We start from the raw sequence: 26,115 nt of genomic DNA on the forward strand, positions 1-26,115 counted from the left end.
GGAGGCCCGCCCCGGCTGTCCGGCCCGCCGGTCCGTGCTGCCGCCGGGCCCCGGTCCGTACCGCCGCCAGGCCCTCCGGTCCGTACGGCCGACCGGCCCGCCGGGCGCGTTCCGGCCCGCACTCCGGGTAACCGCCCCTGTACGCAGCCGCACAGCCCCCGCCCTGCCCGGAATCGGGCACGCCGGGGGTCTGGCTTAAGGTGACCCGAGCCGTAAGTGCCCCCCGCCGGAAACGGCCGGTGAACGGGGCGGACAGGGGCGGACAGGGGCGTACGGATGGGGGCCGGAATGAGGCCGGGCGGAGGCGTGACGCGCAACACCCTGCGCCGGCAGATCGCCGACGCCCTGCGTGACGAAGTGGTCGCGGGGCGGCTTCCGCCGGGCCGCGAGTTCACCGTGAAGCAGATCGCCGAGCAGTACGGGGTCTCCGCGACCCCCGTCCGTGAGGCCCTCTTCGACCTCTCCGCGCAGGGGCTCCTCGTCTCCGATCAGCACCGCGGCTTCCAGGTCCGCGAGTTCACCGTGGCCGACTACCGCGCGATGGCCGAGGCCCGCGCCCTCGTCGTCGACGGCCTCTTCCGCGACCCCGCCGGGCAGGTGGCCATCCGGACCGAGGCGCTCGCCCCGATCCGTCGCCGGGCCGCGGAGGCGGTCCGCGCGGCGAAGGGGGGTGATCTCGACGTACTGATCGGGTACGACCTGAGGTTCTGGCGGGAGCTGGGACAGTTCGTCCGCAACCCGCACATCGCCGACTTCCTCACCCGACTCCGCGTTCAGGCATGGGTGTTCGCCGTACACCGGCTGCGCCGTGACGGCATGGACGAGGACGTGCTGTGGTTCGGCCACGAGGAACTGGTCGACGCCATCGGCCGGGGCGACCGCGACCAGGTCCGGGCCTCGATGCACGCGTATTACGGCCACGCGCTGGCCTGGGCGGAACGCCTGGAGGCACAGGAGGCCCGCGAAACCGGGCCGGAGCCGCCGGAACCGCCGGGGCGCGGTGCGTGAGGTCGCGGACGCCGGGGCACTGCGCGGGAGGTCGCGGACGCCGGGGCACTGTGCGTGAGGTTCGCCCCGCATTACGCTGTTCCGACGATCGCCGAACCCGTTGGAGAGCGAGACTTCGTGGCCTGTGACCTGTGGCTGGTCCCCCTCGTCGACGTGCTGTGCCACAGCGCCGACAATCCGTTCGCCGAAGAGATCGCCGTCTACGACAAGGCGTTGAACGACGCCGGGCTGCCGCCCGTCCCCGTCTACGCCTACATGCCGGGCCTGAACGGGGAGGTCGCCCCCGTGGCCGGCTTCGACTACGACGCCCTGCACTTCCTGCGCCGCGCCTACCTGCTCCAGCTGAGCGGCCTCGCGGTCACCCCCGCCGACGGCCTGGACGGGGAGTACGAGCGGCTGCTGGAGATGTTCGAGCAGGGCGCGCAGCAGTCGCACCTGGTCTGGCACTACGACCACGCCGGGGCGTACGTCCCGGTGGACTTCCCGGCCCCGCTCTCCGACGACGCGCTCCTGGCGGGAGGCGGACCGCTGGGCTCCGCGCACGGGCTGCTGCGGGAGCTGGAGTTCGTCGCCCCGGCCATCGGCATCGACCCGGCGAACCCACCGGCCGCCCCGCAGCCCCCCGCCGGACCCACCTCCCTGGAGGAACCGGCGGCCCCGATCCCCTACGACGACAGCCCGTTCGCCCGCGAACGCCATGTCTGGCTCGGCCTCCACGCGGCGGCGACCCGCAGCCTGGCCCAGGGCTCGATGATCATCTTCAGCTAGGCGGTGTCCGGCGGCGGTTCGGCGCGGAGGCGGGCAGGACCCGCCGGTCCGGCCGGGCCCGCCGGGAACCGGACCGGCTCCGGCACCGCCCTCACCGCGGCGACTCCGGCGGCCGCTGCCGCGGCATGTTGGGCCGCGCCGCCACCGACGGCATCGAGAACCGCCCCGGCGCCGCCGGCTCCCCGCGCCCGCCCGCGCTCCCCGAGGCCAGGGCCTGCATGCCCATCGGCGCGGGCCCGGCCCGGAACTCCACCATCCAGTCCGCCGTCTCCGACCGCACCAGGTCGGTCACGTCCTCGGAGAACCTCCGCAGCACCCCCAGGCACCGCTCGGTCGCCTCGCTGGCCGTGCCCTCGGTCGGCCCGAGCACCTCCCGTACGCACTCCGACGCCCAGTCGAACTGGAGCACCTGGAGCCGCCGCTGCACCGCCTGGGCCGTGGCGAGGTTCCTTATCCACCCGGAGGTGAGACCGAAGTACCGGTCGCAGGCCATGCAGGCGGCCCCCAGCAGCAGCGACAGATAGCCCCAGCCCGCCGAACCGCTCAGCGCCCCGGTCAGGTCGAGCAACGGCAGGGCGGCCCCGGCGAAGGCCCCGGCGGCCGTTCCCATCCGCAGGCTCCTGGCGGCCCGCCGCTTCCAGATCCGGTCGTGCAGATACCAGTCGGCGGTGTCCAGCGCACCGGCTTCGACCCAGCGGTAGAGCTCGTCGAGCCGCTCGGCCGGCTCGCCCCAGTCACCGAGGGGGAACGGGCGCCCGGTCAGATCCCGCCCCCCGGCGCCGCCCTCGGTACGGCCTTCGGCGCGCCTCCCGGCCGGGGAGCCGGAAGCGGCCACGGAATGCGCAACTCCGTTTTCACCGGATCCCGCGTCGGACTCCTTGCGGGGCGGCCCCTCGGGCTGCATATCCGGCTGACTCACCGGGGCACTCCTCTGCACTCTGACGGACGGGACGGGCGCGTGGGGCTTCCGGAACGGGCCCGGACCCGGCCGGGCCCGAAGGGGGGCGGGGCGGTCCGCGCGACCGAGAACCTCTGAAACCTCTGAAGCTGTGAGGGGTAACTCTGCGTCACCGAACGGCTGCGCGCGCGTGTCGATGTGTATGCCCTTCCTACCGCCGAATGGTGGGCCGTGGGGTCGAAATCGCGGGATTCCCGCCTGCGCGGGGCCGCTGGTCAGGTATAGGAGCACTCACGCCGGTCCGCGAATCTCACCCGAAAGAGTTGGTCCCCGACGGGTGGAGCGCGGTGCCCCGTGAGCACGTAGGCTCGGCTTACCGAAACATTTGTCGTCGAAATGCCAGGAGTGACCGTGATTCCCGGTGGTGGCCAGCCCAACATGCAGCAGCTGCTCCAGCAGGCCCAGAAGATGCAGCAGGATCTCGCCGCGGCCCAGGAGGAACTGGCCAGGACCGAGGTCGACGGACAGGCGGGCGGTGGTCTCGTGAGGGCCACCGTGAACGGTTCCGGCGAGCTCCGCTCCCTGGTGATCGACCCGAAGGCGGTGGACCCGGAGGACACCGAGACGCTCGCCGACCTCGTCGTCGCGGCCGTCCAGGCGGCCAACGAGAACGCGCAGGCGCTCCAGCAGGAGAAGCTCGGCCCGCTGACGCAGGGGCTGGGCGGCGGAGGCGGCATTCCGGGTCTGCCGTTCTGACCCGACCGGATACGGGCGGGCCCTCCGGGGCCTACTGGTACCGATCCGTACCCACTACGGTACGGAGCAGGAAGCGAAGAGAGGCGTTCCGTTGTACGAAGGCGTGGTTCAGGAGCTCATCGACGAACTGGGCAGGCTGCCCGGCGTCGGCCCCAAGAGCGCGCAGCGGATCGCCTTCCACATCCTTCAGGCCGAGCCCACGGACGTACGCCGGCTCGCGCACGCCCTGCTGGAGGTCAAGGACAAGGTCCGGTTCTGCGCCGTGTGCGGCAATGTCGCGCAGCAGGAGCAGTGCGGGATCTGCCGCGACGCGCGCCGCGACCTGAGCGTCATCTGCGTGGTCGAGGAGCCCAAGGACGTCGTGGCGATCGAGCGGACGCGCGAGTTCCGGGGCCGCTATCACGTCCTGGGCGGGGCGATCAGCCCCATCGAGGGCGTCGGCCCGGACGACCTGCGCATCCGCGAGCTGCTGGCGCGGCTCGCGGACGGCTCCATCACGGAGCTGATCCTTGCGACCGACCCCAATCTGGAGGGCGAGGCCACCGCGACGTACCTGGCGCGGATGGTCAAGCCGATGGGCCTGAAGGTGACCCGGCTGGCCAGCGGCCTGCCGGTCGGCGGCGACCTGGAGTACGCCGACGAGGTCACCCTGGGCCGCGCCTTCGAGGGGAGGCGGCTGCTGGATGTCTGACACCCCCGCAGCGCCTCCCCGGCCCTCGCCCGTACAGCTGTCCGCCGCACGACCCGGTCCGCCGTCCGCCGCGTGGTCCTTTTCGCCGCTCGGTTCGCCGTCCGCTTCATCGTTCACTTCACCGTCTGTGACCGCGCCCACGGGAGGTCCCCTCGATGTCTGACGCCACGCTGAACTCCGTCACGCAGGACCCGGGCGACTTCGCCGTCCAGATCGCGGACCAGATCAAGACGTTCATCGTCGCGGTCACGGAGGTGTCCAAGGTCGAGGAGCCGGAGGAGGCCGTTCCGGTCCTGCTGCTCCAGGTCTCGCAGCTCCTGCTCGCGGGCGGCCGTCTCGGCGCGTACGAGGACGTCCTGCCCGACGAGCGCTACGAACCGGACCTCGGGGCGGAGCCCGACGCGGACGGCCTGCGCGAGCGGTTCGCGGCGCTGCTGGAGCCGATCGACGTCTACTCCGAGGTCTTCGACCCGTACGAGCCCCGCAAGGCCCCGGTCCCGCACCGGATCTCCGACGATCTGGCGGACCTGGTCACGGACCTCGGCCACGGCCTGGCGCACTACGAGGCCGGCCGCACCGCCGAGGCGCTGTGGTGGTGGCAGTTCTCGTACTTCTCCAACTGGGGCTCCACCGCGTCCGCCGCCCTCCGCGCCCTCCAGTCCCTGGTCGCCCACATCCGCCTGGGCCAGCCCCTGGCGGAACTGGACGGTCTGGACACCGACCAGGATCCGGGCGAGGACGACCTCGCGGAAGAGGCGGGGCGCGTGATGCTCCAGGAGATCGCGGCCCCGCTGGGGCTGCGGCCGGTGAAGTAGGCGTCCATCGCGTACGGGAACCGGACGGTCGGTGCGGCCTGAGAGGGCCGCTCTTGACCTCAAGCGCGCTTGAGGAGCGAGTCTCCTGGTGAACGACGGCCGACGCAACGGGCCGCGACCCACCAGGAGGTTACGCATGAGCGCCACGCCCCCCGCCACTCCGTCCCCCGCAACACCCCCCGTACCAGCCGGGCCGCCCCTCGCGTCCGCCCCGGCCCCGGCTCCGGCCCCCACCGTCATCGGCGTACCGGCCCCGCAGGAGGATGTCGACGCCATCGTCGCGTTCGTCGCGCGGGTGGAGCACGCCCAGCAGAACGCGCTGCCCGATGACTTCCTCGACGGCTTCCGCGAGGACGCCATCTGGACCACGGCCCACGGGAAGAGGCTGGCCGGCCTGCCGGAGATCGGCGCGTTCACCCGCGCGGTACTGCCTCCGCAGGCGGGTTCCCCGGTGACGGCCACGTACACGGTGGACCTGATCCTCTTCATCCGCCCCGACATCGCGGCGGTCAAGATCCGGCAGCGCCCGGTCTCCCGCGACGACGGCCGTTTCCTGGACGAGGTCTTCCACGGCCAGGCGGATCCCTCCGGGCTCATGGCCGACCACCCCGAGGCGCTCCCCGGCACCCCGACCTACGTACTGGCCAAGGACGACGGCGTCTGGCGCATCGCGGCCGCGCAGAACACACAGGTGCTCGACGCGCAGACCCTGGCAACGGGCTGACGCACCACCAGAGGGCGGCGGCGGGCCGATCCGGAAAACGGACAACCCCGGCGGTGCTACCAACGCCAACCGGGGTCTGACCGTAAGAGACCGCCTGCTGGAAAGGCTGGATCCCTATGGCTGCCGCCAACCTCAGTGCCGTACTGGGCGCGCCCGCCCATCCCCTGGCGAAAGCCGGGGCGCCAGGGCGGCGAGGAGGCGACTGACGGCGTACCCCGAGTGAGGGCGTACGCCGACCCGGTGCGCGGGCCGACCGCACCACGTACCCCGGCCGGCCGCTTCGACTCGCCCGGCCGCCCCCGATCGTGTGGGCTGGGACACAAAGGGGAGTGCCGGTGGTCCGGCTGGGCAACAGCCCCCTACGAGCGGTTCGGGACGACACGCCGTACCGGGTGATGAGCGGGACATCTCATCATCTGGTATGAGCGGGTCGATTCCGGGCTGCTCGTTAAACTGAGCCGACCGCAGTAATGACTGAGCGAGGAGCGCACGTGGGCCTTGTCGTGCAGAAGTACGGAGGCTCCTCCGTAGCCGATGCCGAGGGCATCAAGCGGGTTGCCAAGCGAGTCGTCGACGCCAAGAGGAACGGCAACCAGGTGGTTGTCGTGGTGTCCGCGATGGGCGACACGACGGACGAGCTGATAGATCTCGCCGAGCAGGTGTCCCCGATGCCTACCGGCCGGGAATTCGACATGCTGCTGACCGCGGGTGAGCGGATCTCCATGGCCCTGCTGGCGATGGCCATCAAGAACCTGGGCCACGAGGCCCAGTCGTTCACGGGCAGCCAGGCCGGTGTCATCACCGACTCGGTCCACAACAAAGCGCGCATCATCGACGTCACCCCGGGCCGCATCCGGACCTCGATCGACGAGGGCAACATCGCCATCGTCGCCGGGTTCCAGGGCGTGAGCCAGGAGGGCAAGAACATCACCACCCTCGGTCGCGGTGGGTCGGACACGACCGCCGTCGCGCTGGCCGCCGCGCTGGACGCCGAGGTCTGCGAGATCTATACGGACGTCGACGGCGTCTTCACCGCGGACCCGCGGGTCGTGAAGAAGGCGAAGAAGATCGACTGGATCTCCTTCGAGGACATGCTGGAGCTGGCCGCGTCCGGCTCCAAGGTGCTGCTGCACCGCTGCGTCGAGTACGCACGCCGTTACAACATCCCGATCCACGTCCGCTCGTCCTTCTCCGGACTGCGCGGAACCTGGGTCAGCAACGAGCCGCAAGGGGACCAGAAGGTGGAGCACGCGATCATCTCCGGAGTCGCCCACGACGTCTCGGAGGCCAAGGTCACCGTCGTCGGCGTCCCGGACAAGCCGGGCGAGGCGGCCGCGATCTTCCGCGCCATCGCGAACGCCGAGGTCAACATCGACATGGTGGTGCAGAACGTCTCCGCCGCGACGACCGGCCTGACGGACATCTCCTTCACCCTCCCCAAGGCCGAGGGCCGCAAGGCCATCGACGCCCTGGAGCGGACCAGGAGCACCATCGGCTTCGACTCGCTCCGCTACGACGACCAGATCGCCAAGATCTCGCTGGTCGGCGCGGGCATGAAGACCAACCCGGGCGTCACCGCCGGCTTCTTCGAGGCGCTGTCCGACGCGGGCGTCAACATCGAGCTGATCTCGACATCCGAGATCCGTATCTCGGTGGTCACCCGTGCCGACGACGTCAACGAGGCCGTGCGCGCCGTGCACACCGCCTTCGGTCTCGACAGCGACTCCGACGAGGCCGTCGTCTACGGAGGCACCGGCCGATGACCGGACACCGCCCGTCGCTCGCGGTCGTCGGTGCGACCGGGGCGATCGGCGGTGTCATGCTCCGGATCCTCTCGCAGCACGCGGACGTCTGGGGCGAGGTCAGACTCGTCGCCTCACCGCGCTCGGCCGGCCGCAAGCTGGCCGTGCGCGGTGAGGAGAGCGAGGTCCTCGCGCTGAGCGAGGACGTGTTCGACGGCATCGACGTGGCCCTCTTCCTGGTGCCGGACGAGGTGTCCGCCCACTGGGCCCCGATCGCCGCCGCCAAGGGCGCCGTCGTCGTCGACGACTCGGCGGCCTTCCGGCTCGACGACGACGTGCCGCTCGTCGTCCCCGAGATCAACCCCCATGCCGCGCGACTGAGGCCGCGCGGCATCGTCGCGTCCCCGAACTGCACCACGCTGTCGCTGATCGTCGCGGTCGGCGCGCTGCACGCCGAGTTCGGGCTGCGCGAGCTGATCGTCTCCTCCTACCAGGCGGTCAGCGGAGCGGGCCGGGACGGCGTCGCGGCCCTGCGGGAGCAGCTGGCGCTGGTGGCCGGTACGGAGCTGGGGACCCAGCCCGGAGACGTACGCCGGGCCCTGGGGGACCTCGGGGGTGGCGCGGCCGGTACGGGCGGCGGTGCGCCGAGCCCGTTCGCCGCGCCCGTGGCGCTGAACGTGGTGCCCTGGGCCGGAACGGACGCCGGCGACGGCTGGTCCACCGAGGAGATCTCGCTCCGCGAGGAGTGCCGCAAGGTACTGGGCCTCCCGGACCTGAAGGCCACCGCGACCTGTGTGTACGTCCCCGTCGTGGCCACGCACTCGATGTCCGTCCATGCCCGCTTCGAGAACGAGGTCGGCGTCGACAAGGCGCACGAGATCCTGGCGACCGCTCCCGGCGTGGTGCTCTTCGACAGCCCCGCGTCCGGTGACTTCCCCACCCCGTCCGACGTGGTCGGCACCGACCCCACCTGGGTGGGCCGCGTCCGGCGGTCGATGGACGATCCGCATGCCCTGGAAATGTTCCTTTGCGGGGACAATCTCCGAAAAGGTGCGGCTTTGAACGTGGCTCAGATCGCCGAATCGATCGCCGCCGAATTCCCCCGGTGATGGTCGAACTTGTTTTGTAGGATCTGTGAACGCCCTATGAGCAATTCGCTGGTCTGAACCTCTTGAGCTGGGACGTTGTCGTATCCGACGATGATCTCCCGGCCATCTGCAACCGAACCTCGGCCGGGCTGCGTCTCTGCGGTCACTTTGTGCGTGGCCGGACGCGATGACGGGGCATTTGGGGAAGAGCAGGTACGTATGAGGGCATGTCGCACAGCGTCGAACGGGGCGTGGTCCGCGTACAACCCTGACGGGGGGCAGCGTGTCCAACAGGCGTGGCAGAGGTTCTCGACATCACAGTGGTGGGCCCGTTGCGGGGCGCTTCGGTGCGCCCGCTCCGGCGGCCCCGCGCGCCCGGCGGCATGCCGGTGATCGCGCCCATGCCCGCCGCGCGCCCCGCCACCGTTGCCGTCGCAGCGCAGGGGTGCTGACGAGACGGTGGCAGCTGGAACCACGGTCGACCATCTCACCGAGACCTACCGCGCCCACTACCGGTCCCTGCTGGGTCTCGCGGCCCTGCTGCTGGACGACACCGCGTCCTGCGAGGACGTGGTGCAAGAGGCGTTCATCCGCGTGCACTCCGCGCGCAGCCGGGTGCGCGAACCGGAGAAGACCCTCGCGTATCTCCGCCAGACCGTGGTCAACCTGTCGCGGTCGGCCCTGCGCCGCCGCATCCTCGGGCTGAAGCTGCTCTCCAAGCCGATGCCGGACATGGCCAGCGCGGAGGAGGGCGCGTACGACCAGCTGGAGCGGGACGCGCTGATCAAGGCGATGAAGGGACTGCAACGACGCCAGCGCGAGGTGCTGGTGCTGCGCTACTTCGCGGACATGACGGAGTCCCAGGTCGCCGAGGTGCTGGGTATCTCGCTGGGGTCGGTGAAGGCGTACGGTTCTCGGGGCATAGCGGCCCTGCGCGTGGTGATGGAGGCCCAGACATGAGCGGGCCCGAACAGCGGCGCGGGCCGGGGGCCGAGGGCTCCGGTGGTTCCGCGGTCCCCGAGCACAGGCACGAGAGCGACCCGACGGGAAACGGAATTGTGAACCACGGGCCGGAGAAGACTCCGCACACCGATCCGGACCGCCCGCACGAGGGGAGCGTGGCGCCCGATCCGGTGGCCGCCCCCGAACCGGAACCGCCCGCGCACGAGGGGGGAGAGGCGGCGGACGGCCCCGAGGGCGAGACCGCCGAGGACCCCGAGGAACCCGTCACCGCCGAGGACGCGGGCCGCCGGAGCGGGCCCGCGGACGCCGCCGCGGGCGAAGGCCCCGGCAGTGCGGCGGCCGGAGGGAAGGCACCCCGGACCGGGGGCAGGACCGCCGCACCGGCGGACAAGACCCCCGGCGCCGACGACGGCGACGACATCCTCACCACGCTGACCAGCCTTTTCGCCGCTGACCAGGCTGCTGGCCGCGCTGCTGACGGGACCACCGACCGGGCGACCGGCCGGGCCGCCGACCGGCCGTCCCCCCCGTCCCGCGAACTGGACGAGGTCGCCCTGCGCCGCATGCTGCACGGGGTGGTCCAGGATCTCGCGCCCGCCGACGGCACCCTCGACCACCTCCACCGCGCCGTCCCCGCCCGCCGGGCCAGACGGCGGCAGGCCCTCGTGGGGGCGGCCGCGGCGGCGCTGCTGATCGGTACCGCCGTCCCCGCCTTCGTCCATGTCGCTACCTCGGACGGAGCCTCCGCCGCCCGCCCCGCCATCGCCGGACACGGCGAACAGGCCCAGGGCGGCAACGGGGACGAGACCGGCCCCGAGGCGCCCGGCCTGCGGACCGTGGAACCCACCGACCGGCGGAGCGAGGGCGGCGTCGGCGAGTCCACCCCGGACCCCCGGCCCACCCGGGGCGAGGGCAGCGACCCCGACGGCACGGCGACCGGCCGGAACCCCGACCCCACCGACGTCGACTACGCGACGCTGCCGGTCTGCGACCCGAGCCAGCTGGGCGTCGCGTCCGCCGGCACGGACGCCCCGGCGGCCGACGGCACGGTCTACGGCAGCTTCAAGATCGCCAACGTGTCCGGCAAGGACTGCACCGTCAGCAGCGACGGCACGGTGGGCTTCACCGCCCTCGGTGCGGCGGATCCGCTCAAGATCGGCGTGGTCCAGCACGCGGCGGGCGACGCGGCCCCCGGCCTGCCCGACCCCTCGCAGGAGCCGGGCACCGTACTGCTGAAACCGGCCATGGCGTACGAGGTGCGGTTCGCCTGGGTGCCGGCCGAGACCTGTCCCACCACGGGCCCGTCCCCGAGCCCGACCCCGTCGGCGGACGGCGCGGGCGGATCGGTCGGCGACGGTACGGACCAGTCCGGCGCGGCCGCCCAGTCGCTGGCCGAGGACGGCGGCACGGCCGAGGGCAGCATTGCCGTGACGCACACCCCGGAGGCGGGCGCGCCCACGGCGGAGACGAAGATCCCCAACGCCTGCGCGGGCACGATCTACCGAACGGGTGTCCTGCCCACGTCGTGACCGGGCCCGGCGTCAGCGCCCGCCCACGTCGTGACCGGGCCCGGCGTCAGCGCCCGCCCACGCCCTGACCGGGTTCGGCGTCAGCGCCCGCCCACGCCCCGACCGGGGCCGGCGGCAGCGCCCCGCGTCCGCCTTCCGACCGGGGCGGGCACCAGCCCTCGCCCTCGTCCCGGCCGGCGCCGGGAGTCGTCAGCGCCCCGCGTGGCCCGAGGCGGCTTCCGCGGCCCCTGCGGCCTGCGGGTCTTCCGAGGCTCCGGCGTCGCCCGGTGCCGCCGGTACGGTCGGGACCCCCGCCTCAGCCGGGGCCGCCAAGGCCCCCGCATCGTCCGAGGCCGCCGAGGTACCAGGCCCCTCCGAGCCCTCCGGCACGAGCCCGAGGGCGACGTCACGCGCGGCCTCGGCCTCCCTCCGCACCAGCCGGAACCACATGAAGAGCACGAACCCGGCGAAGACGAACCACTCGCCCGTGTACCCCAGGTTCTGGAACGCCTTCAGATCGAGGCCGCTGCCCTCCGGGGCCGCCGCCGGCACCGGCTTCATCGCCCTGTCCGCACCGCCCGCCTCGGGCTCGGGGAGGGTCACCCAGGCGTCGTAGACGTCGTACGGGACGAGGTTCACCAGGGTCGCGGCGCTGATCATGCCGAGCTGGCCCTCGGGAAGCCCACCCCGGACATCGACGCCGTTGCTGCGGGCGTTCTCGGATGCCTGGAGGTCACCGGTCACCGTGACCTCACCCCGCGGGGCGGCGGGCACGCGGGCGTCGTTCGGGGAGCCGGGCAGCCAGCCCCGTACCACCGGCAGGGCCTTGCCGCTGTCCGTGCGCAGCATGGTCAGGACGTAGAAGCCCCGGCGGTCGTCGAGTTCACGGCCGGGTACCAGGAACTGGTCGGCGTACGTGCCGGTGGCGATGGCCGGGCGGCCGGACGTCACCTTGTCGACGGGCAGCAGCTCTTCGAGGGGCTTGGCGGCCCGGGTGCCGGGATCGGGCTGCTTCTCCGCCTGTTCGTGCGACTGCACGCGGTCCTCGAAGCGGCCGAGCTGCCAGGTGCCCATGAACACGCAGAACGGAATGGCCAGCACGACGAAGAGGTTGATCCCCCACCATCGCGGGGTCAGCAGGAACCGGTACACCCCTCCAAGGTACGGTTCCCCGCCCCGCTGTTCCGGAGCGGGGTCCGTCCTTTATCCGCCTCTTACGCCCGTCCGGGGCGCGGAGAACCCCCGCTCCCCCGCCTCCGCCCCCGGCGTACGAGTCCAGCCCTCGGCCTCCCCGCCGGACCACCGCTCCCGGCCGCCCCGGCCGAGGTTCACCCCGCCGTACCGGCCGCCGCGCCTCCTCCGAGGTGCTTGAGGGCGAACTCCAGCTCCAGCCGCACCTGCTTGATCCGCTCCTCCACCACGAGCGAGCCGTGCCCGGCGTCGTACCGGTACACCTCGTGCACCGCGCCGCGCGCCGCCAGCCGGTCCACGTAGTTCTCCACCTGACGGATGGGACAGCGCGGATCGTTGACGCCCGCCGAGATGTAGACCGGGGCGCGTACCGCGTCGACGTACGTCAGCGGGGAGGACGCCTCGAAGCGCTCGGGGACCTCCTCCGGAGTGCCGCCCAGCAGCGTGCGGTCCATGGCCTTCAGGGCCTCCATCTCGTCGTGGTACGCCGTGACGTAGTCCGCGACCGGCACCGCGGCCAGCCCCAGCGCCCAGGCGTCCGGCTGGGTGCCGAGCCCGAGCAGGGTGAGGTACCCGCCCCAGGAGCCGCCTGCCAGGACCAGCCGCTGCGGGTCCGCGAGCCCGGATGCCACGGACCACTCCCGCACGGCCGCGATGTCCTCCAGTTCGATGAGGCCGACCCGGTGCTTCAGCGCGTCGGTCCACTCGCGGCCGTACCCGGTGGAGCCCCGGTAGTTGACCCGGACGACCGCGAAGCCGTGGTCCACCCAGGCGGCCGGGCCGGAGGCGAAGGCGTCGCTGTCGTGCCAGGTCGGTCCGCCGTGGATCTCGAAGACCGTGGGGAAGGGGCCCTCCCCGGTCGCGGGCCTCTGCACGAGGGCGTGGACACGGCCGCCCGGCCCGTCCACCCACACGTCCTCGACGGGCACGGACGGCGGGGCCTTCGCGCCGGGCGGGTCCAGGACCACGGCACCGCTCGTGGACCGCACCACGGGCGGCTCGGCGGCCGACGACCACAGGTACTCCACCGTGCCGTCCGGTCGGGCCGTGGCGCTCGACACCGTGCCGGCGGGGGTCTCCACGCGCACGGGCCCCGAGGTCCCCGGCTCGTAACGCCACAGCTCGCTGCGGGCCTCGAATTCGTGCTCGATGAGCAGCGCGGAGCCGTCCGGATACCACTCGGCCCCCACATCGCCCGGCAGGTCGACCGGCAGGACGGTCTCCGTGCCCGCGACCGGGTCCCAGATCATCGGCTCCCAGCGCCCCCGCCGCTGGTGCCCGACGAGGAGCCGGGTGTCACCGGCCACCGGGGCGAAGCCGAGCACGGTGAGCCCCAGCTCCTTCGTGCCGCCCTCGGTGTCGTCCAGCTCGGCCACCGTGGAGCCGTCCGGGCGCACCACCCGCAGCGCGGAGTGCATCGCGTCGCCGTGCTCGGTGTGCTCCAGGGCGATCAGGGTGCCGTCGTGGGACAGGTCCCCGACCCCCGCGGACTCCCGGTGCCGGTAGATCTCCACCGGGTCACCGCCCGGCTTCCGCACCAGATGGACCGTCGTGCCGTCCTCGTCCGTCGACCGCCCGATCACCGCCGAACCGTCGCGCCCGATGGCCAGACCCGCCGGATAGGAGGGGGCGAGCCCCGGCACGGCCGGTTCGTCCTCGCCACCGTCGAACGGCTGGCGCATCCACACCCCGAACTCGTCGCCGTCGGTGTCGCTGAACCACCAGATCGCCTCCCCGTCCGGCGTCAGCACCCCGTCGGTGGTCCCGTTGGGCCGGTCGGTCACCTGGCGCTGCCGCCCGCTCGCCCGGTCCCACGCGTACAGCTCGTAGGTCCCCGTGACGTTCGAGACGAAGAGGGAGCGGTCAGGCGCGTCCTCGGCCCAGTCGGGAAGCGAGACACGGGGGGCACGGAACCGCTTCTCCCAGTCGGGCGCGGCTGCTGCATCAGTCGTCATGCCCCCATCCAACCCGATCGCCCGGCCCGCCCGCGACGGGATGCGGACCGCGTATCACCAGGGGCCCGTCCGGGGCTGTGCGGAATTCCCGGGGGACGAATTCCGGAGTCCGGAGGCGCCTCTTCTCTGCGGGAATCCGATGCCGATGGGGCGTGATGGATCGGACCGAGATCGAATGAACCGGACATGCGCCGTCTCTTCCGGGACCGGAACGCCCTGACCGGTGCTGACGTTCGGCGACTTTTCGGGTTGCCGTTCGAGGGGGTCTCGGCGACCGGGAAGTCGAGGGAGGGGATTTCCGTGGCAGGACGCCGTATGCGCAAGGCCGGTACGGTCGTTGGAGCCGCTGCGGTGCCCGTGTCGGCGACGGGCACGGGTGCCCGGGCGAACGGGACCGCCGATGACTGGGTGGGCGACCAGGGCAAGCCGTCCCAGCGGTGGGTCGACGGGTCGTCCAACGACATCGACTTCACCGGTTGCGAAGAGGTGTACGGCCGGACGAGCGTGAACGTGGAGCTCCGGCAGCAGGTCGACCGGGGGAGCGACAAGAAGCATGACTCCTCCACGTTCACGGCGTGTTCCAACGGCTCCGGCTCCACGACGAGGCCCATGCGCATCTCCACCTCCCTCCGCACCCACCCGGCCGTGCCGGCCACGCCCTTCATCGGGGCCTGGCCGGCACGGTGGCGCCCGGGGGAGGCCAGGTCCGGCTCAAGGGGCTCCGACCTCACCTCCGCCGCACGTGCATACCGCCGCCATGTGGCGTGGCTGCCGCAGAAGGTGCCGACGTCACGGCAGCTCACAGCGCGTGAGTACGTGGCGTACGCGGCCTGGCTGAAGGGCGAGGACCGTTCCGCGGCGTGGGAACGCGCGGGCACGGTCCTCGAACAGGTGGGCCTCGCCGACCGGAGCGGCCGGAAGACGGCCAAGCTCTCCGGAGGCCAGCTCCGCCGGGTCGGCATCGCGTGCGCCCCCGCCCACGACGCGCGGGTGATCCTCCTCGACGAGCCCACCGCCGGCCTCGACCCGCACCAGCGGACCGTGTTCCGCGATGTTCTGCGGAAGGTCACCGAGCGGATTCCGGTCCTGATGTCCACCCACGACATCGCCGACCTGGCCGACGAGGCGAACACCGTCTCCCTCATGAACCGGGGCCGCATACTCCACCACGGGGCGACCGGGAGCTTCCTGGAACACGCGCGGCCCGACGCCGCCCCGGGCCGGCGGGCCGAGTCCGCGTACTCCGCCCTCATGGGTCTTGAGGGCACCGGATAACCACTCGTGCCCCGCCGGGCCCATGAGTAGCTTTCGGGGCATGTACTCCTCGACGACTCCTGACGACTGGCACGACGCCAACCGCGCACGCTGGGACGAACGTGTGCCGATCCATGTGGCGAGCGACTACTACGGCCTGGACGCGTTCCGGGCGGGCCAGGACGCGCTGCGCGCCTTCGAGCTGGCCGAGGTCGGTGACGTCACGGGCCGGACGCTGCTGCACCTCCAGTGCCACATAGGCGTGGACACCCTGTCCTGGGCACGACACGGCGCGAGGCAGGTCGTGGGCCTCGACTTCTCCGAACCCGCCGTCGAGACCGCCCGCGGCCTGGCCGGAGAGCTGGGGCTGGGCCCGGACCGGGCGGCGTTCGTCGCGGCCGATGTGTACGACGCCCCGTCCGCCGTCCCCGACTCCGCGTACGACATCGTCTACACGGGGATCGGCGCGCTCAACTGGCTGCCCGACATCGATCGCTGGGCCGAGACCGCTGCCTCGCTGGTCGCCCCCGGCGGATTCCTCTACCTCGTGAGAGTTCCATCCGCTGACCGACTCGATGGACGCCGAGACCGGTTCGGTGGTCACCGACGACTACTTCAGCCGGGACGCCTGGGTGGACGAGACGCCGGGGACGTACGCCGACCTCACCGCGCCGACGGTCCACAACCGCAGCATCGAGTGGCAGCACCCGGTGGGCCGGGTGGTGACGGCGCTCGCCGCGGCCGGACTGCGGATCGACTTCCTCCACGAGCACGATCTCGCGCTCGTCCAGCGCTTCGACGTGCTGGAGCGCCACGCGGACGGCCACTTCCGGTTCCCGGCGGGCCGGCCGCGGATTCCGCTGATGTACTCGATCAAGGCGTCGCGGCCCGCGGGGCGGCAGGACTGACCACCGACGAGTGAGCGGCGGTGGCGGTCTTCTCCGGCCGATTGTCAGTGGTGGGGGCCAGACTCGTTCCCATGACCGACATGACAGGTGGATCGGCGGGCGAAGCCCTGCCCGGTACGGTTTCTGACGCGACGACGGGAGCGCCTTCCGGCGCGGCCACGGGACCGACGACGGCCGCGCTGCGGGGGGCGGTGGAGACGTACTGGGCGACCGCCGAGGCGCGCGACTGGGATGCTTTCGGGGCGACCCTGGCCGAGGACGTGGTGTACGACCTGCCGCAGACACGGGAGCGGATCAGCGGCAGGGATCGGTACGTGCGGTTCAACCGGGAGTATCCGGGCGACTGGCACGTACGGGTCGAGCGGATCGTCGCCGACGCGGAGGGCCGGCAGGCCGCCGCCCGGACCGGGGTCACCGTGACGGCGGAGCGGGAGGGCGATCCGCCGCAGGAGCTGGACGCCATCCAGTTCTTCACGTTCGACGCGAACGGTCTGATCACCGCGGTGACGGACTTCTGGCCCGAGTCGTACGAGCCGCCGGCCGGCCGCGAGCACCTGGTCGAGCGGTACTGAGGGAGCGGGCGGTACGGAGAGAAGCGGGCGGTACGGAGAGAGGCGGCCCATCGGTCGCCCGGTGAACCGCCTCTCCGTACGCGATCGGTCCTACACCGCCGAGCGGAAGGCGGGCAGGTAGCCGCCCGACTGCCCCGCGGCCTTGGGGTGGTAGGAGTTGTAGACCGGGAGCGTGACGCTGTGGAGCCAGGCGTCGCCCGAACACAGCTCGTGCCCGGTGAACTCGTCCACCACGCTGGAGAAGGCGAACCCGGCATCGGCGGCCCGCTTGGCGATGACGCCGTTCAGTGCGTCCGACGCCTTGTTGATCGCGGTCCGTTCGGCCTCGGTGAGCCCGGCGATGCAGCTGCCGGAGAGCTGGTAGAAGCGGGGGTAGCCGAGGACCACGACCTGCGCCCGGGGGGCGCGGGCCCGGATGTCGTCGTAGAGCGAATCGAGGCGTCCCGGCAGGGAGTTGTTCATCTGTGAGACGGCGTTGTTCACGCGGCTGATGCAGGTGGCCTCACTGCCGAGGACGCAGTCCTGCATGACGGAGGCGAACCCGACGTCGTTGCCTCCGGCGGTCACGCTCACGAGCGACGTGGACGCGTCGAGCGCGCCGAGCTGGGTGCCGGCCACGGACGAGGTCGTCGCCCCCGAGCAGGCGACGAAGTCGAAGGAGGCGGGGGAGTTGGCCGCCTGCCACAGATACGGGTAGGCCTTGGTGCTGCGCCGGCAGTCGCCGCTGTCGGACAGGTAGCTTCCGGCGCCGACGCCCGAGGAGTAGGAGTCGCCGAGCGCGACATAGCCGCCCGCGGCCGCCGAGTCGCTCGCCGCGGCCGGTCCTGCGACGCCGAGAGCGGCCGCGGCGGCGAGGGCGAAGGTGATGACGGAAGTCCGGATTCTGCGTACTGACATGGCTGCAAGGCCCTTCGAGGTGTGGGGGATGAGGGGACGAGCCGTGAAAGGAAGCGGGGGACGGGGGGAGCGATGCAGTTTCTAGCAGCTCGCGGTACCAGCGGGTAGGGCCCCCGCGGGAAGTCGTCTGATATGCCCGAATGATCGTTCGGTGACTTATGCTCCGCGCGTAGATAAACCCTCAACTCCGTGCCTGTACGGGCAAGTTCAAGGGAATTCCGTGTGTCCCGGCGGCCAGCTCCTCACGGCGTGGCGGAGGGGGGAGCGCGCCCCCGGGAGGGCCCCCGATTCATCCGTACGGCCCACCTCGCGGGACGAGGAGGCGGGGTGGGCGAGATGGGGGAGCGCCGGGGCCGCTACGGCATCCGGGCCCGCCGCGAACGGGTGCCGACCGGGCTGCGCGGGGGGAGTGGAGGTGGTCCCCGGTGCCGATTCCCGGCCCTCGTCCATGAAGCTGGTCCGCAGGGAGAGCCGGGCCGGTGTGACCGCCCGGCCCGCTGACGGCCGGCGATAAACGGCTCGCGGTCACGGTGGGGAGGTGACCTACGATTGCCGCGTTCCGCGGTCGCGCGGCCACAGGGCAGCCGCCGACCGCACACCACCGACCGGACCTGCCGCGACCCGGCCACCGGTCCCGCGCCCGTACGAAAGGGAGCATCCGAGGAAGGCTCGACACCTGGTAACCAGCGCGCTTCCCTACATCAACGGGATCAAGCACCTGGGCAACATGGTCGGGTCGATGCTTCCGGCGGATGTGTACTCCCGGTACCTCCGCCGGCGTGGTCACGACGTCCTGTACATCTGCGCGACCGACGAGCACGGGACCCCCGCCGAGCTGGCGGCCAAGGCGGCCGGCACGTCGGTGGCGGAGTTCTGCGCGCAGGCCCACGACGCGCAGAAGGCGGTGTACGACGGCTTCCAGCTGGCCTTCGACCACTTCGGCCGCAGCTCCTCGCGGCAGAACGCCGAGATCACGCAGCACTTCGCGCGGAAGCTGTGGGAGAACGGCTTCATCGAGGAACGGGCGATCAGTCAGGTGTACTCCCCGGTCGACGGCCGCTTCCTGCCGGACCGGTACGTCGAGGGCACCTGCCCGCACTGCGGCTACGACAAGGCGCGCGGAGACCAGTGCGAGAACTGCACCCGCGTCCTGGACCCCACCGACCTCCTGGACCCGCGTTCCGCGATCAGCGGCTCCACGGAGCTGGAGGTCCGCGGGACGAAGCACCTGTTCCTGCTCCAGTCGAAGCTCCAGCAGGAGGTGGGGGCATGGGTGGCCCGCCACGAGGGGGACTGGCCGCAGCTGTCCTCCTCCATCGCCCGCAAGTGGCTGACCGAGGGCCTGCACGACCGGGCGATCACCCGTGATCTGGACTGGGGCGTGCCGGTCCCGGCGGACACCTGGCCGGAGCTGGCGGCCGAGGGCAAGGTCTTCTACGTCTGGTTCGACGCCCCGATCGAGTACATCGGCGCCACGAAGGAGTGGGCGGACGCGGCCCCGCCCGGTGAGACCCGCGACTGGAAGTCGTGGTGGTACGAGGCCGACGACACGGTCCGCTACACCCAGTTCATGGCGAAGGACAACGTCCCGTTCCACACGGTGATGTTCCCCGCCACCCAGTTGGGGGTGCGCGAACCGTGGAAGACGGTCGACGTCGTCAAGGGCTTCAACTGGCTGACGTACTACGGCGGCAAGTTCTCCACCTCCCAGCAGCGCGGCATCTTCACCGACGCCGCACTGGAGACGCTCCCGGCCGACTACTGGCGCTACTTCCTGATCGCCAACGCGCCCGAGTCCGACGACTCGTCCTTCACCTGGGAGCACTTCGCCGCCACGGTCAACAAGGACCTGGCGGACACCCTCGGCAACTTCGTCAACCGCGTGCTGTCCTTCTCCCGCAAACGCTTCGGCGACGAGGTCCCCGCGGGCAGCGGGGCGGGCGAGGCGGAGACGCGGCTCGGCGAGGAGACCGCCCGCCTGCTGGCCGAGTACGAGGAGCACATGGATACCCTCCGGTACCGCAAGGCAGCGGCCGCACTGAGGTCCCTGTGGTCGGCCGGCAACTCCTACCTGGAGGAGAAGGCCCCCTGGCAGCAGATCAAGGCGGACCCGGACGGCGCGGCCCTGACGCTGCGCACGGCGATGAACCTGATCCACCTGTACGCGATCGTCTCCGAGCCCTTCATCCCGACCTCGGCCGCAACGATGCGTGGCGCCTTCACCCTGCCGAACGACGCGGCGACCTGGCCAACACCTGACCAGGCGAAGTCCCTGTCCACGATCCCGGCCGGCACCCCGTTCACGGTCCCACCGGTCCTCTTCGCGAAGATCACGGACGAGGACCTGGAGTCCTATCGTGCGCGCTTCGGGGGCGCGGCAGCCTGAGCCGGGACACCGATCATGGCGGTCCGGGGGCCTCGGACCGCCATGATCACAATCGAAGCTCCGGCACCGTACGGACCAGGCGCCATGGCCGGACAGGGGCGACGAGGCGGCGTGGAGGAATGCTCGGATGTACACGTCCCCCGAAACTGCTCAGAGGCCCGACCCGCGATGCGGATCAGGCCCCTGACCTGGTGTTTCAGCTGTTGGGGTGGCGGTCTGAACCCACGGCCTCCTCGTCCCGGATGAGGTGCAGCCAGGGAAAGTGCGAGACACGGTTTAGAGGCACAGTGGGGGCACGAGCTTCTGTCAGCCGTCCTTGCCGGCCGCTGGTGCCCGCCCCACGATGTCGGACAGGGAACCGCGATAGGTGGTGCCGAGCTTGTCGACCACACCCACCGTGGGGCCCGGGCCGTTCTTGATGCGGCTCACGTAGTTCTCCGGCAGCAGCACACGATCACCGACTTCGAGCGGCTCGTTCTCGCGCCAGCGGTATCCGTAACCGCCGACCTCCACGACCTGGCAGCCGTTGACCTCATACACGCGCCGTGTGCTGTCCAGCTGCTCCTCAAGCTCCTTGACGCGTTGTTCCAGCCGTTCGATGCGGGACTTGGAGAAGCGCGCTGCTTTCACTTCCCGACTCGTAGCCCTCCCTTCACCCGCGCCGGTGGGCCTCGGCCACGGCCTTGTCCTGCTCGGTGGCATGCGTGCCGCACGCCACGTCCGACCCTGATATCCGAATCTTGCACGGGTTGCCCGAACGGGTCGGCCGCCCGCAGGCGCGGTCCGGTTGGCAGGTCATGGTCGGTGGTCCTCTCTTGCAAACGGCTGGCAAGGATCTTCCCTCGGAGCACACCCATCTCAACGTGGTTTTCGGATAAACCCTCGCCCGGTGAGACAGGTCCTGGTCGGAGTCACCGGGGGCACTACGGGCCCGCTGTCAGACCGCCCTGGTAGGTAGGAGGCAACCGACAGAAAGGTCATGCCGTTGCCTCGTCTCATAGTCCTGCTCGAGCGACTGCCCATGTGGAGCCGCCTCACCATGGCGGTGATCTTGGCGGCTGCGGCCTTGGCCGCCCTCACGGTCGTGATGATGACAGGCAACCTCGTATGGATCGCTGGCCAACTCGCATCGAGCGTGGTCCTCTACGGTGCCGCTGCCTGGCTGGTGCTTCCCTGGTTCCGTTCGCTGCCTTCGCGATGGCGCCGCCGTATCACGACCACTCCCTTGGTCCTCTATGGCCTGCTCGTCGCGAGCTTCGCCTACGTCGCTTTCACCGCGGCACCCGAGGACAAGGGAGGAGCGGGCTCGGTCCTGATCCTCATCTGGTTCCTGCATACGTTCTACGGCACCTTCGAGCCCACGGACTTTCCTCTGGAGCGGCTTCGGCGGCGGCTTGTCCGGGCCATGTACGGGAGGGTGGTCGCCATGGCCATGGGCGCCTTGGGCCTCATCTGGTATGTGCACTGGCAACAGAACGACCCGAAGTTCGACACGGTGCTCTTCGGAATGGTCGTCACCATCGCAGGAACCACGACGGCCGCGGCGCTCAAAGTGCACCTGAGGTTCCGCAGGCTGACCACATCGCTCAACAGGCACGTCCAGTTGCTTCTCCGGGCGCTCGAAGACCTTGGGGGAGAAAGTGAGGAGAGCGAGCGGAACAAGCTCCGGTCCGCTGCCCGTCGGTCCTGGGATTCCCTCCACGAGTTGCTGTCCACGAACATCGACACCGGGTTCAAGAACGGAACCTTCGTTCTGCCTCCGGCGTCCGTACGTGAGGTCGAGGGACTGGTCATGGCCGCAGTGGCAGTTCCGGACAAGGATGGAGACGAATTCCAGGAAGCGGTCGGAGCGCTCCGAACGCTCCAAGTCGCGTGTGCCGGCCGGATCGATCCGCTTGCCTGACCAGGCAAGGACGGGCGGCCCAGCTCGACTGTCGGTGGTGCTTCTTAACCTGAATGCGACGCAGTCGTCTCGGGGAGGAGCGTCCGTGCAGCATTTCTTCAAAGACCTCGGGAACCTCAAGAAGGGGTCCACTGTAATTGTCACCCTGCGTAATCAGGCGAATGTCCTGGTGATGACGCGCAGCGAGTACAGCAAGTACAAGACGGGAAGAAGGCATCGGTACTACGGCGGACGTGTCACCCGATCGCCTTGCCGAGTGGCCATCCCTCGTGACGGTCACTGGGTCGTCGCGATCGACCTGGGAGGCCACTCCGGACGTATCGCCGCGTCCGTGGGCGTTCAGCCGCCGCCGCGAGGATTCCTTCCCCCGGTCCGAGAAGCGGGGACGAACCCGGCGCGCTCGGTCGCTCTCCACGAGCCGCAGGAACCGTCGGGTGATGCCCTCGGCGGACAGACGTGGGACGTCTTCGTCTCCCACGCTTCGGAGGACAAGGAAGACGTCGCTCGCCCGCTCCGGGACGCACTCGTCGAACTGGGGGTGAGCGTCTGGCTGGACGAGGCCCGGATGCGGCTCGGGCACAGCCTGCGTCGGATGATCGACGAAGGCATCAGAGCCAGCCGGTACGGCGTCGTCATCCTCTCGGACTCCTTCTTCGTGAAGGGATGGACCAACCACGAGCTCGACGGGCTCGTCACTCGCAGCGTGGCCGGTGAACAATCGCTGCTGCCGATCTGGCACGACCTGGACGCCGATGGCGTCCGGCGGTACAGCCCTTCGCTCGCCGGCACGGTCGCGATGAGCACCTGCGACTACTCCGTCGAGGAGATCGCGGAAGCCATCGCCCAGGTCGTACGAGGCGAACGCGACTGAGGTGGGTCGCGACGAAGGGCGAGGGGCGGGGCGTATCAGGTATCCCCCGGCCCTGCCAGGTGCAGCAGGTCGATCCCGCAGAGAGCGGCCAACTCCTCGGCGGTCGAGGACAGCGGATCCTTCAGCTCGGCGAGCTGCGTGCGCATGCCGGCGGCCCTGGGCCAGAGCCGTTCGTGGTCGATGGAGCTGCGTCCGGGCGGACAGGTCTCCTCGTGCAGGCGGAGGGCCGAGTGCCACGTCGCGAGGAAAGGGCGGAGGTGTTGGTTGGCCAGGACGAAGGCGATCCGGGGGAGGACGAGCGGGGGCGGGGACTCGGCCGCGACCCGGTGCAGCACCTCCCGGGTCGTGGCGAACAGGGAGTGCAGTGAGGTGAGGGCTTCGCGCAGCGAGCCCTCCTCGGGTCCGAGAGGCTGGACGCCGACCCGGGTGACCAGTTCCACCTGGAGGTCGAACGCGGCGGCCCGTTCCACGGGGCTCGGTCCCGAGCGGGGCAGGTCGAGCGGAGGGAAGGGGACGGGCACCGGCCGGGGCGGCACGCTGTCGTGGGACATCCTGGTGAGCGGCGCCGCGAGGGTGTGCAGCAGCACCTGCCGTAGGTCCTCCTGGCGTGCGGTGTCCTCGTCGTGTCTGCGGACCGCCCGCGCGAGGAGGGCGTGCACGGTCCATGACCGGGGGGCCGCGGGGTCGGGGAGGAGCGCGCCTGAGCCAAGGAGCGTGGCGACGGCGTCGGAGACAGCAGGGCCGGCCTCCCACGGGTCGTAGGGGTCGACCGAGGCGACGGCGTTCTCCAGGACCGTCTGGGAAAGGGGCGCCGGGGAGGCGAGGGCGAAGAGGCGCAGGACGTCGTCGACCGGCCCGTTCCCGCACAAGGGCTGGGTCAGGAGCGTGGCTGCCAGCGGGGCCCGGGAAAGCCCCGACGGCCGGCTTCCGGTAGGCGGTGGACCGGGAGAGACCAGGATGTCGGTGCCGGCGGCATGCAGCCGGTTCCGGAGGCCGGTGAAGTCGGCGGTGTCGGCCAGGTCGGAGAGGAGGTCGAGGGCATGGGGGTGTCCGCCCACGTCGTGGACGAGGGCGAGGGCCGTCGCCTTCTCGACCTCGCTCCCGGGAGTGCGGTGCGAGGTGACGAGCCGGTACCCGTCCGCGTCGGAGAGCGGCGGTACGTCGACGGCCTCGGCGAACGACCCGTACCGGGACGAGCGCGTGGTCAGCAGGGTGGAGGCGAGCAGGTGGGGACCGCGCAGCAGTTGCAGCTCCTCCTGGCTCAGTCCGTCGGGCACGCCGTCCACGACCCACAGGCACGGCGCCCCGCGTTCGCCCAGGTGGATCGCGAGTCGGCTGAGGAGCCGTACGAGGGAGGCGTCACCCGTACGGTCCACGTCGAGCGCGTGGCACACGACGTCCACCTGCTCCGCGTAGACGTCCATCGCCGTCGTCGGGAATGAACCCTGGGCCGGGTGGAGGTCGAACCAGAACACACCGCCGGGATACGCGGAGCCGAACCGGAGGGCGTACTCCTGGGCCAGTACAGACTTGCCGATGCCGGGCATGCCGCGGAGCTGCGCCGTCCGGCCGGAGCCCGAGCCCGGCTGGGCGACGAGCGGGGCGCGGTGGCGGACGAGCGCCGTATGGATGCGCCACTGCTCCGCGAGCCGGTCGGTGAAGCGCGCCGAGCCCGTCCTGACCGGTGCCGGAAGCCACGGAACGGACGGAGCCTCGCGCCCGCCAGCCAGGTGGCCCGCCGCGCCGAGGGGCGAGTCGATCCCCGCCACGTGCGCCGCGACCTGCTCCGCGAGCGGCCGGAGCGCGTCCGGGGCTGCGGGCCAGATCCAGTGCTTGGCGTCGCGGAGCTCGACGGGATGGACGTGCTCGGCGGAGAGCTCGGGGTTGATCACGAGGACACGGCTTCGGGGATCACCCTCCCGCTGACCGGCGAGATACGCGTACGTGAGCTCCCACTGGCAGGCACGACGACGCGGATACTCGGCGGAGTAGAGGGCGAGAAGCACCTTCGAACGGGCGAGGGCCTCGGAGATCGAAGCGGTGATCGACGCGAAGTCGTCGACGCCCATGTCGTCGAGGAACACCCGCAGCCCCTGGTCCCGCAGCATGCGGGCGAGGGACCGGGCCTTGTCGGCATCGGTGCGGCTGTAGCTCAGGAACACGTCCCACTCGGCGACGAGCACGGGAGCACCGTCGGACGCTGCCGGAGGGACCATGATCAGTCCCTCCCGCAGGGACTCATGCCTGCGCGCCGGCATACCCGCTCAGCCCGGAAAATAGCCGGGGGGGGGGGGTGCTGTCTGCGCTGTTCTGCGGGACGTCCGCGGCGCCGGAACGTGTCGGTCGATCTTCACGGTCTCATCATGCGTCATCACCGGAAGGAGAACCTCGCGGGTTCGGCCGAGCCGATCAACGGATGTCGGGCCCGGTCTCCTGCTGGTGGGGGAGGGGCGCGCGTCCCGCCCCGGGGCGCCAGTCGGGCCGGCGCAGGTACTGCTCCGGGTCGCGGATGCCCGCAAGGTCTCCCAGCCCGATGACGTACGGCCGCAGGCGTTCCTGCAGTTCCTTGAGGTCGGCGCGGAACGCGGCGTTCTCGGGCCACGTGCTCTCGTCCGCGTATTCCCCCTGCGCGGCCGCCCAGGTGTCCAGCTTCGGGTGCCAGATCTCGAGGAACGGGGCCAGGTTGTGGTTGACGATGCTCAGCGCGAGAGCGTAGACCGAGTCGCCCGTGGCTGGCGGCGGCGGCGCGGTACCCGATTCGACGGGCTCCCGGTACAGGTCGACGAGGCCTTTGAGCGAGGCGAGAGCCGCGCGGAGGTTCCCGCCCTCGTCGCTCAGCGGACGGGTGGCCACGCGGGTGGCGGCCTGGAAGAACAGCCGCTGGGCCGCCTGCCGCGCGTCCGGGGTGGGCGCGAAGGTCATCTCGCCGACGGGCAGGGTGAGCTTGACCTCCGTCAACTGCGCCGACTGGCGGTAGAACTCGGCCCCCAGGACGAGCGCGATGCCGGCCAGCCCGCCCACCACGATCGAGAGCGTCTGTCCGCCGGTCTGGGCGATGGAGTACGCGGCGATGCCGACCACCGCACCGATCAGCCCTGCAAGCACCGCCCGCGCCGTCGTCCGCGTACCCGGCCCCCACGCACGTACGGAGCGTGCCATGTCGAAATCTCCCCCGGTCGTCCCTTGTGCCTCGACGGTACCGATCACCACCGGCTGC

20 protein-coding genes and 3 pseudogenes are annotated in these 26,115 nt (G+C 71.2%); 16 read left to right on the plus strand and 7 right to left on the minus strand.

Features of this window, described 5'->3' with window-relative positions; translation table 11 throughout:
* Nucleotides 1–288 precede the first annotated feature (288 nt).
* Both QFZ71_RS15920 and QFZ71_RS15925 read left to right on the plus strand, forming a co-directional pair.
* Nucleotides 289–1,008: a GntR family transcriptional regulator gene (locus QFZ71_RS15920; protein ID WP_307668881.1), complete on the plus strand. Its 720-nt coding sequence runs from the start codon at nucleotides 289–291 to the stop codon at nucleotides 1,006–1,008.
* A 117-nt stretch (nucleotides 1,009–1,125) separates the two neighbouring features.
* On the plus strand, nucleotides 1,126–1,776 hold the full coding sequence (locus QFZ71_RS15925) for a hypothetical protein (protein WP_307668882.1): 651 nt from the start codon (nucleotides 1,126–1,128) through the stop codon (nucleotides 1,774–1,776).
* 91 nt (nucleotides 1,777–1,867) lie between these two features.
* On the opposite strand, the gene QFZ71_RS15930 is transcribed toward QFZ71_RS15925, so the two are convergent.
* Complete coding sequence (locus QFZ71_RS15930) at nucleotides 1,868–2,695, minus strand: SLATT domain-containing protein (RefSeq protein WP_307668883.1); 828 nt, start codon at nucleotides 2,693–2,695, stop codon at nucleotides 1,868–1,870.
* Between the two features lie 390 nt (nucleotides 2,696–3,085).
* On the opposite strand from QFZ71_RS15930, the gene QFZ71_RS15935 reads away from it, so the two are divergent.
* The 8 genes and pseudogenes from QFZ71_RS15935 (at nucleotide 3,086) to QFZ71_RS15970 (ending at nucleotide 10,982) form a co-directional block, all read left to right on the plus strand.
* Nucleotides 3,086–3,430: a YbaB/EbfC family nucleoid-associated protein gene (locus QFZ71_RS15935; RefSeq protein WP_307671471.1), complete on the plus strand. Its 345-nt coding sequence runs from the start codon at nucleotides 3,086–3,088 to the stop codon at nucleotides 3,428–3,430.
* Between the two features lie 91 nt (nucleotides 3,431–3,521).
* Nucleotides 3,522–4,121, plus strand: a complete 600-nt coding sequence (recR, locus tag QFZ71_RS15940; RefSeq protein ID WP_307668884.1) for a recombination mediator RecR — start codon at nucleotides 3,522–3,524, stop codon at nucleotides 4,119–4,121.
* A 155-nt stretch (nucleotides 4,122–4,276) separates the two neighbouring features.
* Complete coding sequence (locus QFZ71_RS15945; protein WP_307668885.1) at nucleotides 4,277–4,936, plus strand: DUF5063 domain-containing protein; 660 nt, start codon at nucleotides 4,277–4,279, stop codon at nucleotides 4,934–4,936.
* Between the two features lie 136 nt (nucleotides 4,937–5,072).
* Nucleotides 5,073–5,660 carry an SgcJ/EcaC family oxidoreductase gene (locus QFZ71_RS15950; RefSeq protein ID WP_307668886.1) on the plus strand — a complete coding sequence of 196 codons (588 nt, stop codon included), beginning with the start codon at nucleotides 5,073–5,075 and terminating at the stop codon, nucleotides 5,658–5,660.
* Nucleotides 5,661–6,151: 491 nt separating this feature from the next.
* On the plus strand, nucleotides 6,152–7,423 hold the full coding sequence (locus tag QFZ71_RS15955; protein ID WP_030812959.1) for an aspartate kinase: 1,272 nt from the start codon (nucleotides 6,152–6,154) through the stop codon (nucleotides 7,421–7,423).
* Nucleotides 7,420–8,511: an aspartate-semialdehyde dehydrogenase gene (locus QFZ71_RS15960; protein WP_307668887.1), complete on the plus strand. Its 1,092-nt coding sequence runs from the start codon at nucleotides 7,420–7,422 to the stop codon at nucleotides 8,509–8,511. The genes QFZ71_RS15955 and QFZ71_RS15960 overlap by 4 nt, the downstream gene beginning before the upstream one ends.
* 362 nt (nucleotides 8,512–8,873) lie before the next feature.
* A pseudogene (locus tag QFZ71_RS15965) lies at nucleotides 8,874–9,450 on the plus strand (SigE family RNA polymerase sigma factor).
* Nucleotides 9,447–10,982: a hypothetical protein gene (locus QFZ71_RS15970; protein ID WP_373465122.1), complete on the plus strand. Its 1,536-nt coding sequence runs from the start codon at nucleotides 9,447–9,449 to the stop codon at nucleotides 10,980–10,982. The pseudogene QFZ71_RS15965 and the gene QFZ71_RS15970 overlap by 4 nt, the downstream one beginning before the upstream one ends.
* A 189-nt stretch (nucleotides 10,983–11,171) precedes the next feature.
* On the opposite strand, the gene QFZ71_RS15975 is transcribed toward QFZ71_RS15970, so the two are convergent.
* Together QFZ71_RS15975 and QFZ71_RS15980 are read right to left on the minus strand one after the other, a co-directional pair.
* The gene (locus QFZ71_RS15975) at nucleotides 11,172–12,113 is read right to left on the minus strand and encodes an SURF1 family protein (protein WP_307668888.1); all 942 of its coding nucleotides are present in this window, start codon (nucleotides 12,111–12,113) and stop codon (nucleotides 11,172–11,174) included.
* Between the two features lie 176 nt (nucleotides 12,114–12,289).
* On the minus strand, nucleotides 12,290–14,107 hold the full coding sequence (locus QFZ71_RS15980) for a prolyl oligopeptidase family serine peptidase (RefSeq protein ID WP_307668889.1): 1,818 nt from the start codon (nucleotides 14,105–14,107) through the stop codon (nucleotides 12,290–12,292).
* Nucleotides 14,108–14,778: 671 nt separating this feature from the next.
* Here QFZ71_RS15980 and QFZ71_RS15985 point away from each other — a divergent pair.
* The 3 genes and pseudogenes from QFZ71_RS15985 to QFZ71_RS15995 all read left to right on the plus strand — a co-directional run.
* A pseudogene (locus QFZ71_RS15985) lies at nucleotides 14,779–15,382 on the plus strand (ATP-binding cassette domain-containing protein); the annotation flags it as partial.
* A gap of 40 nt (nucleotides 15,383–15,422) precedes the next feature.
* A pseudogene (locus QFZ71_RS15990) lies at nucleotides 15,423–16,269 on the plus strand (class I SAM-dependent methyltransferase).
* Between the two features lie 179 nt (nucleotides 16,270–16,448).
* Nucleotides 16,449–16,841, plus strand: coding sequence for a nuclear transport factor 2 family protein (locus QFZ71_RS15995; RefSeq protein WP_307671473.1), 393 nt, complete (start codon nucleotides 16,449–16,451; stop codon nucleotides 16,839–16,841).
* A gap of 90 nt (nucleotides 16,842–16,931) precedes the next feature.
* Here QFZ71_RS15995 and QFZ71_RS16000 read toward each other — a convergent pair whose 3' ends face one another.
* A complete protein-coding gene (locus QFZ71_RS16000; RefSeq protein ID WP_307668890.1) occupies nucleotides 16,932–17,738 on the minus strand; it encodes an SGNH/GDSL hydrolase family protein in 807 nt (268 codons plus the stop codon).
* Nucleotides 17,739–18,414: 676 nt separating this feature from the next.
* On the opposite strand from QFZ71_RS16000, the gene metG reads away from it, so the two are divergent.
* The gene (gene metG, locus QFZ71_RS16005; protein WP_307671474.1) at nucleotides 18,415–20,124 is read left to right on the plus strand and encodes a methionine--tRNA ligase; all 1,710 of its coding nucleotides are present in this window, start codon (nucleotides 18,415–18,417) and stop codon (nucleotides 20,122–20,124) included.
* A gap of 306 nt (nucleotides 20,125–20,430) precedes the next feature.
* Here metG and QFZ71_RS16010 read toward each other — a convergent pair whose 3' ends face one another.
* Nucleotides 20,431–20,754: a hypothetical protein gene (locus tag QFZ71_RS16010; protein WP_307668891.1), complete on the minus strand. Its 324-nt coding sequence runs from the start codon at nucleotides 20,752–20,754 to the stop codon at nucleotides 20,431–20,433.
* A 409-nt stretch (nucleotides 20,755–21,163) separates the two neighbouring features.
* On the opposite strand from QFZ71_RS16010, the gene QFZ71_RS16015 reads away from it, so the two are divergent.
* Together QFZ71_RS16015 and QFZ71_RS16020 are read left to right on the plus strand one after the other, a co-directional pair.
* Nucleotides 21,164–22,027, plus strand: a complete 864-nt coding sequence (locus QFZ71_RS16015; RefSeq protein WP_307668892.1) for a hypothetical protein — start codon at nucleotides 21,164–21,166, stop codon at nucleotides 22,025–22,027.
* 85 nt (nucleotides 22,028–22,112) lie between these two features.
* Nucleotides 22,113–22,898 (plus strand): DUF1883 domain-containing protein, encoded by a 786-nt coding sequence (locus QFZ71_RS16020; protein ID WP_307668893.1) that lies wholly within the window; start codon nucleotides 22,113–22,115, stop codon nucleotides 22,896–22,898.
* 35 nt (nucleotides 22,899–22,933) lie between these two features.
* Here the strand turns inward: QFZ71_RS16020 and QFZ71_RS16025 are convergent, their stop codons facing one another.
* Together QFZ71_RS16025 and QFZ71_RS16030 are read right to left on the minus strand one after the other, a co-directional pair.
* A complete protein-coding gene (locus QFZ71_RS16025) occupies nucleotides 22,934–25,114 on the minus strand; it encodes a TIR domain-containing protein (RefSeq protein ID WP_307668894.1) in 2,181 nt (726 codons plus the stop codon).
* A gap of 193 nt (nucleotides 25,115–25,307) precedes the next feature.
* On the minus strand, nucleotides 25,308–26,057 hold the full coding sequence (locus QFZ71_RS16030) for a hypothetical protein (RefSeq protein ID WP_307668895.1): 750 nt from the start codon (nucleotides 26,055–26,057) through the stop codon (nucleotides 25,308–25,310).
* Nucleotides 26,058–26,115: the final 58 nt, after the last annotated feature.

It is taken from the genome of Streptomyces sp. V2I9, from assembly GCF_030817475.1.
Taxonomy (GTDB): Bacteria; Actinomycetota; Actinomycetes; order Streptomycetales; family Streptomycetaceae; genus Streptomyces.

What these genes read in the sequence shown, in the direction of transcription:
- QFZ71_RS15920 (WP_307668881.1), top strand. Translation starts at nt 289, where the DNA reads ATGAGGCCGGGCGGAGGCGTGACGCGCAACACCCTGCGCCGGCAGATC.
- QFZ71_RS15945 (WP_307668885.1), top strand. Translation starts at nt 4,277, where the DNA reads ATGTCTGACGCCACGCTGAACTCCGTCACGCAGGACCCGGGCGACTTC.
- QFZ71_RS15950 (WP_307668886.1), top strand. Translation starts at nt 5,073, where the DNA reads ATGAGCGCCACGCCCCCCGCCACTCCGTCCCCCGCAACACCCCCCGTA.
- QFZ71_RS15960 (WP_307668887.1), top strand. Translation starts at nt 7,420, where the DNA reads ATGACCGGACACCGCCCGTCGCTCGCGGTCGTCGGTGCGACCGGGGCG.
- QFZ71_RS15970 (WP_373465122.1), top strand. Translation starts at nt 9,447, where the DNA reads ATGAGCGGGCCCGAACAGCGGCGCGGGCCGGGGGCCGAGGGCTCCGGT.
- QFZ71_RS15980 (WP_307668889.1), bottom strand. Translation starts at nt 14,107, where the DNA reads ATGACGACTGATGCAGCAGCCGCGCCCGACTGGGAGAAGCGGTTCCGT.
- QFZ71_RS16000 (WP_307668890.1), bottom strand. Translation starts at nt 17,738, where the DNA reads ATGTCAGTACGCAGAATCCGGACTTCCGTCATCACCTTCGCCCTCGCC.
- QFZ71_RS16015 (WP_307668892.1), top strand. Translation starts at nt 21,164, where the DNA reads ATGGCGGTGATCTTGGCGGCTGCGGCCTTGGCCGCCCTCACGGTCGTG.
- QFZ71_RS16025 (WP_307668894.1), bottom strand. Translation starts at nt 25,114, where the DNA reads ATGGTCCCTCCGGCAGCGTCCGACGGTGCTCCCGTGCTCGTCGCCGAG.
- QFZ71_RS16030 (WP_307668895.1), bottom strand. Translation starts at nt 26,057, where the DNA reads ATGGCACGCTCCGTACGTGCGTGGGGGCCGGGTACGCGGACGACGGCG.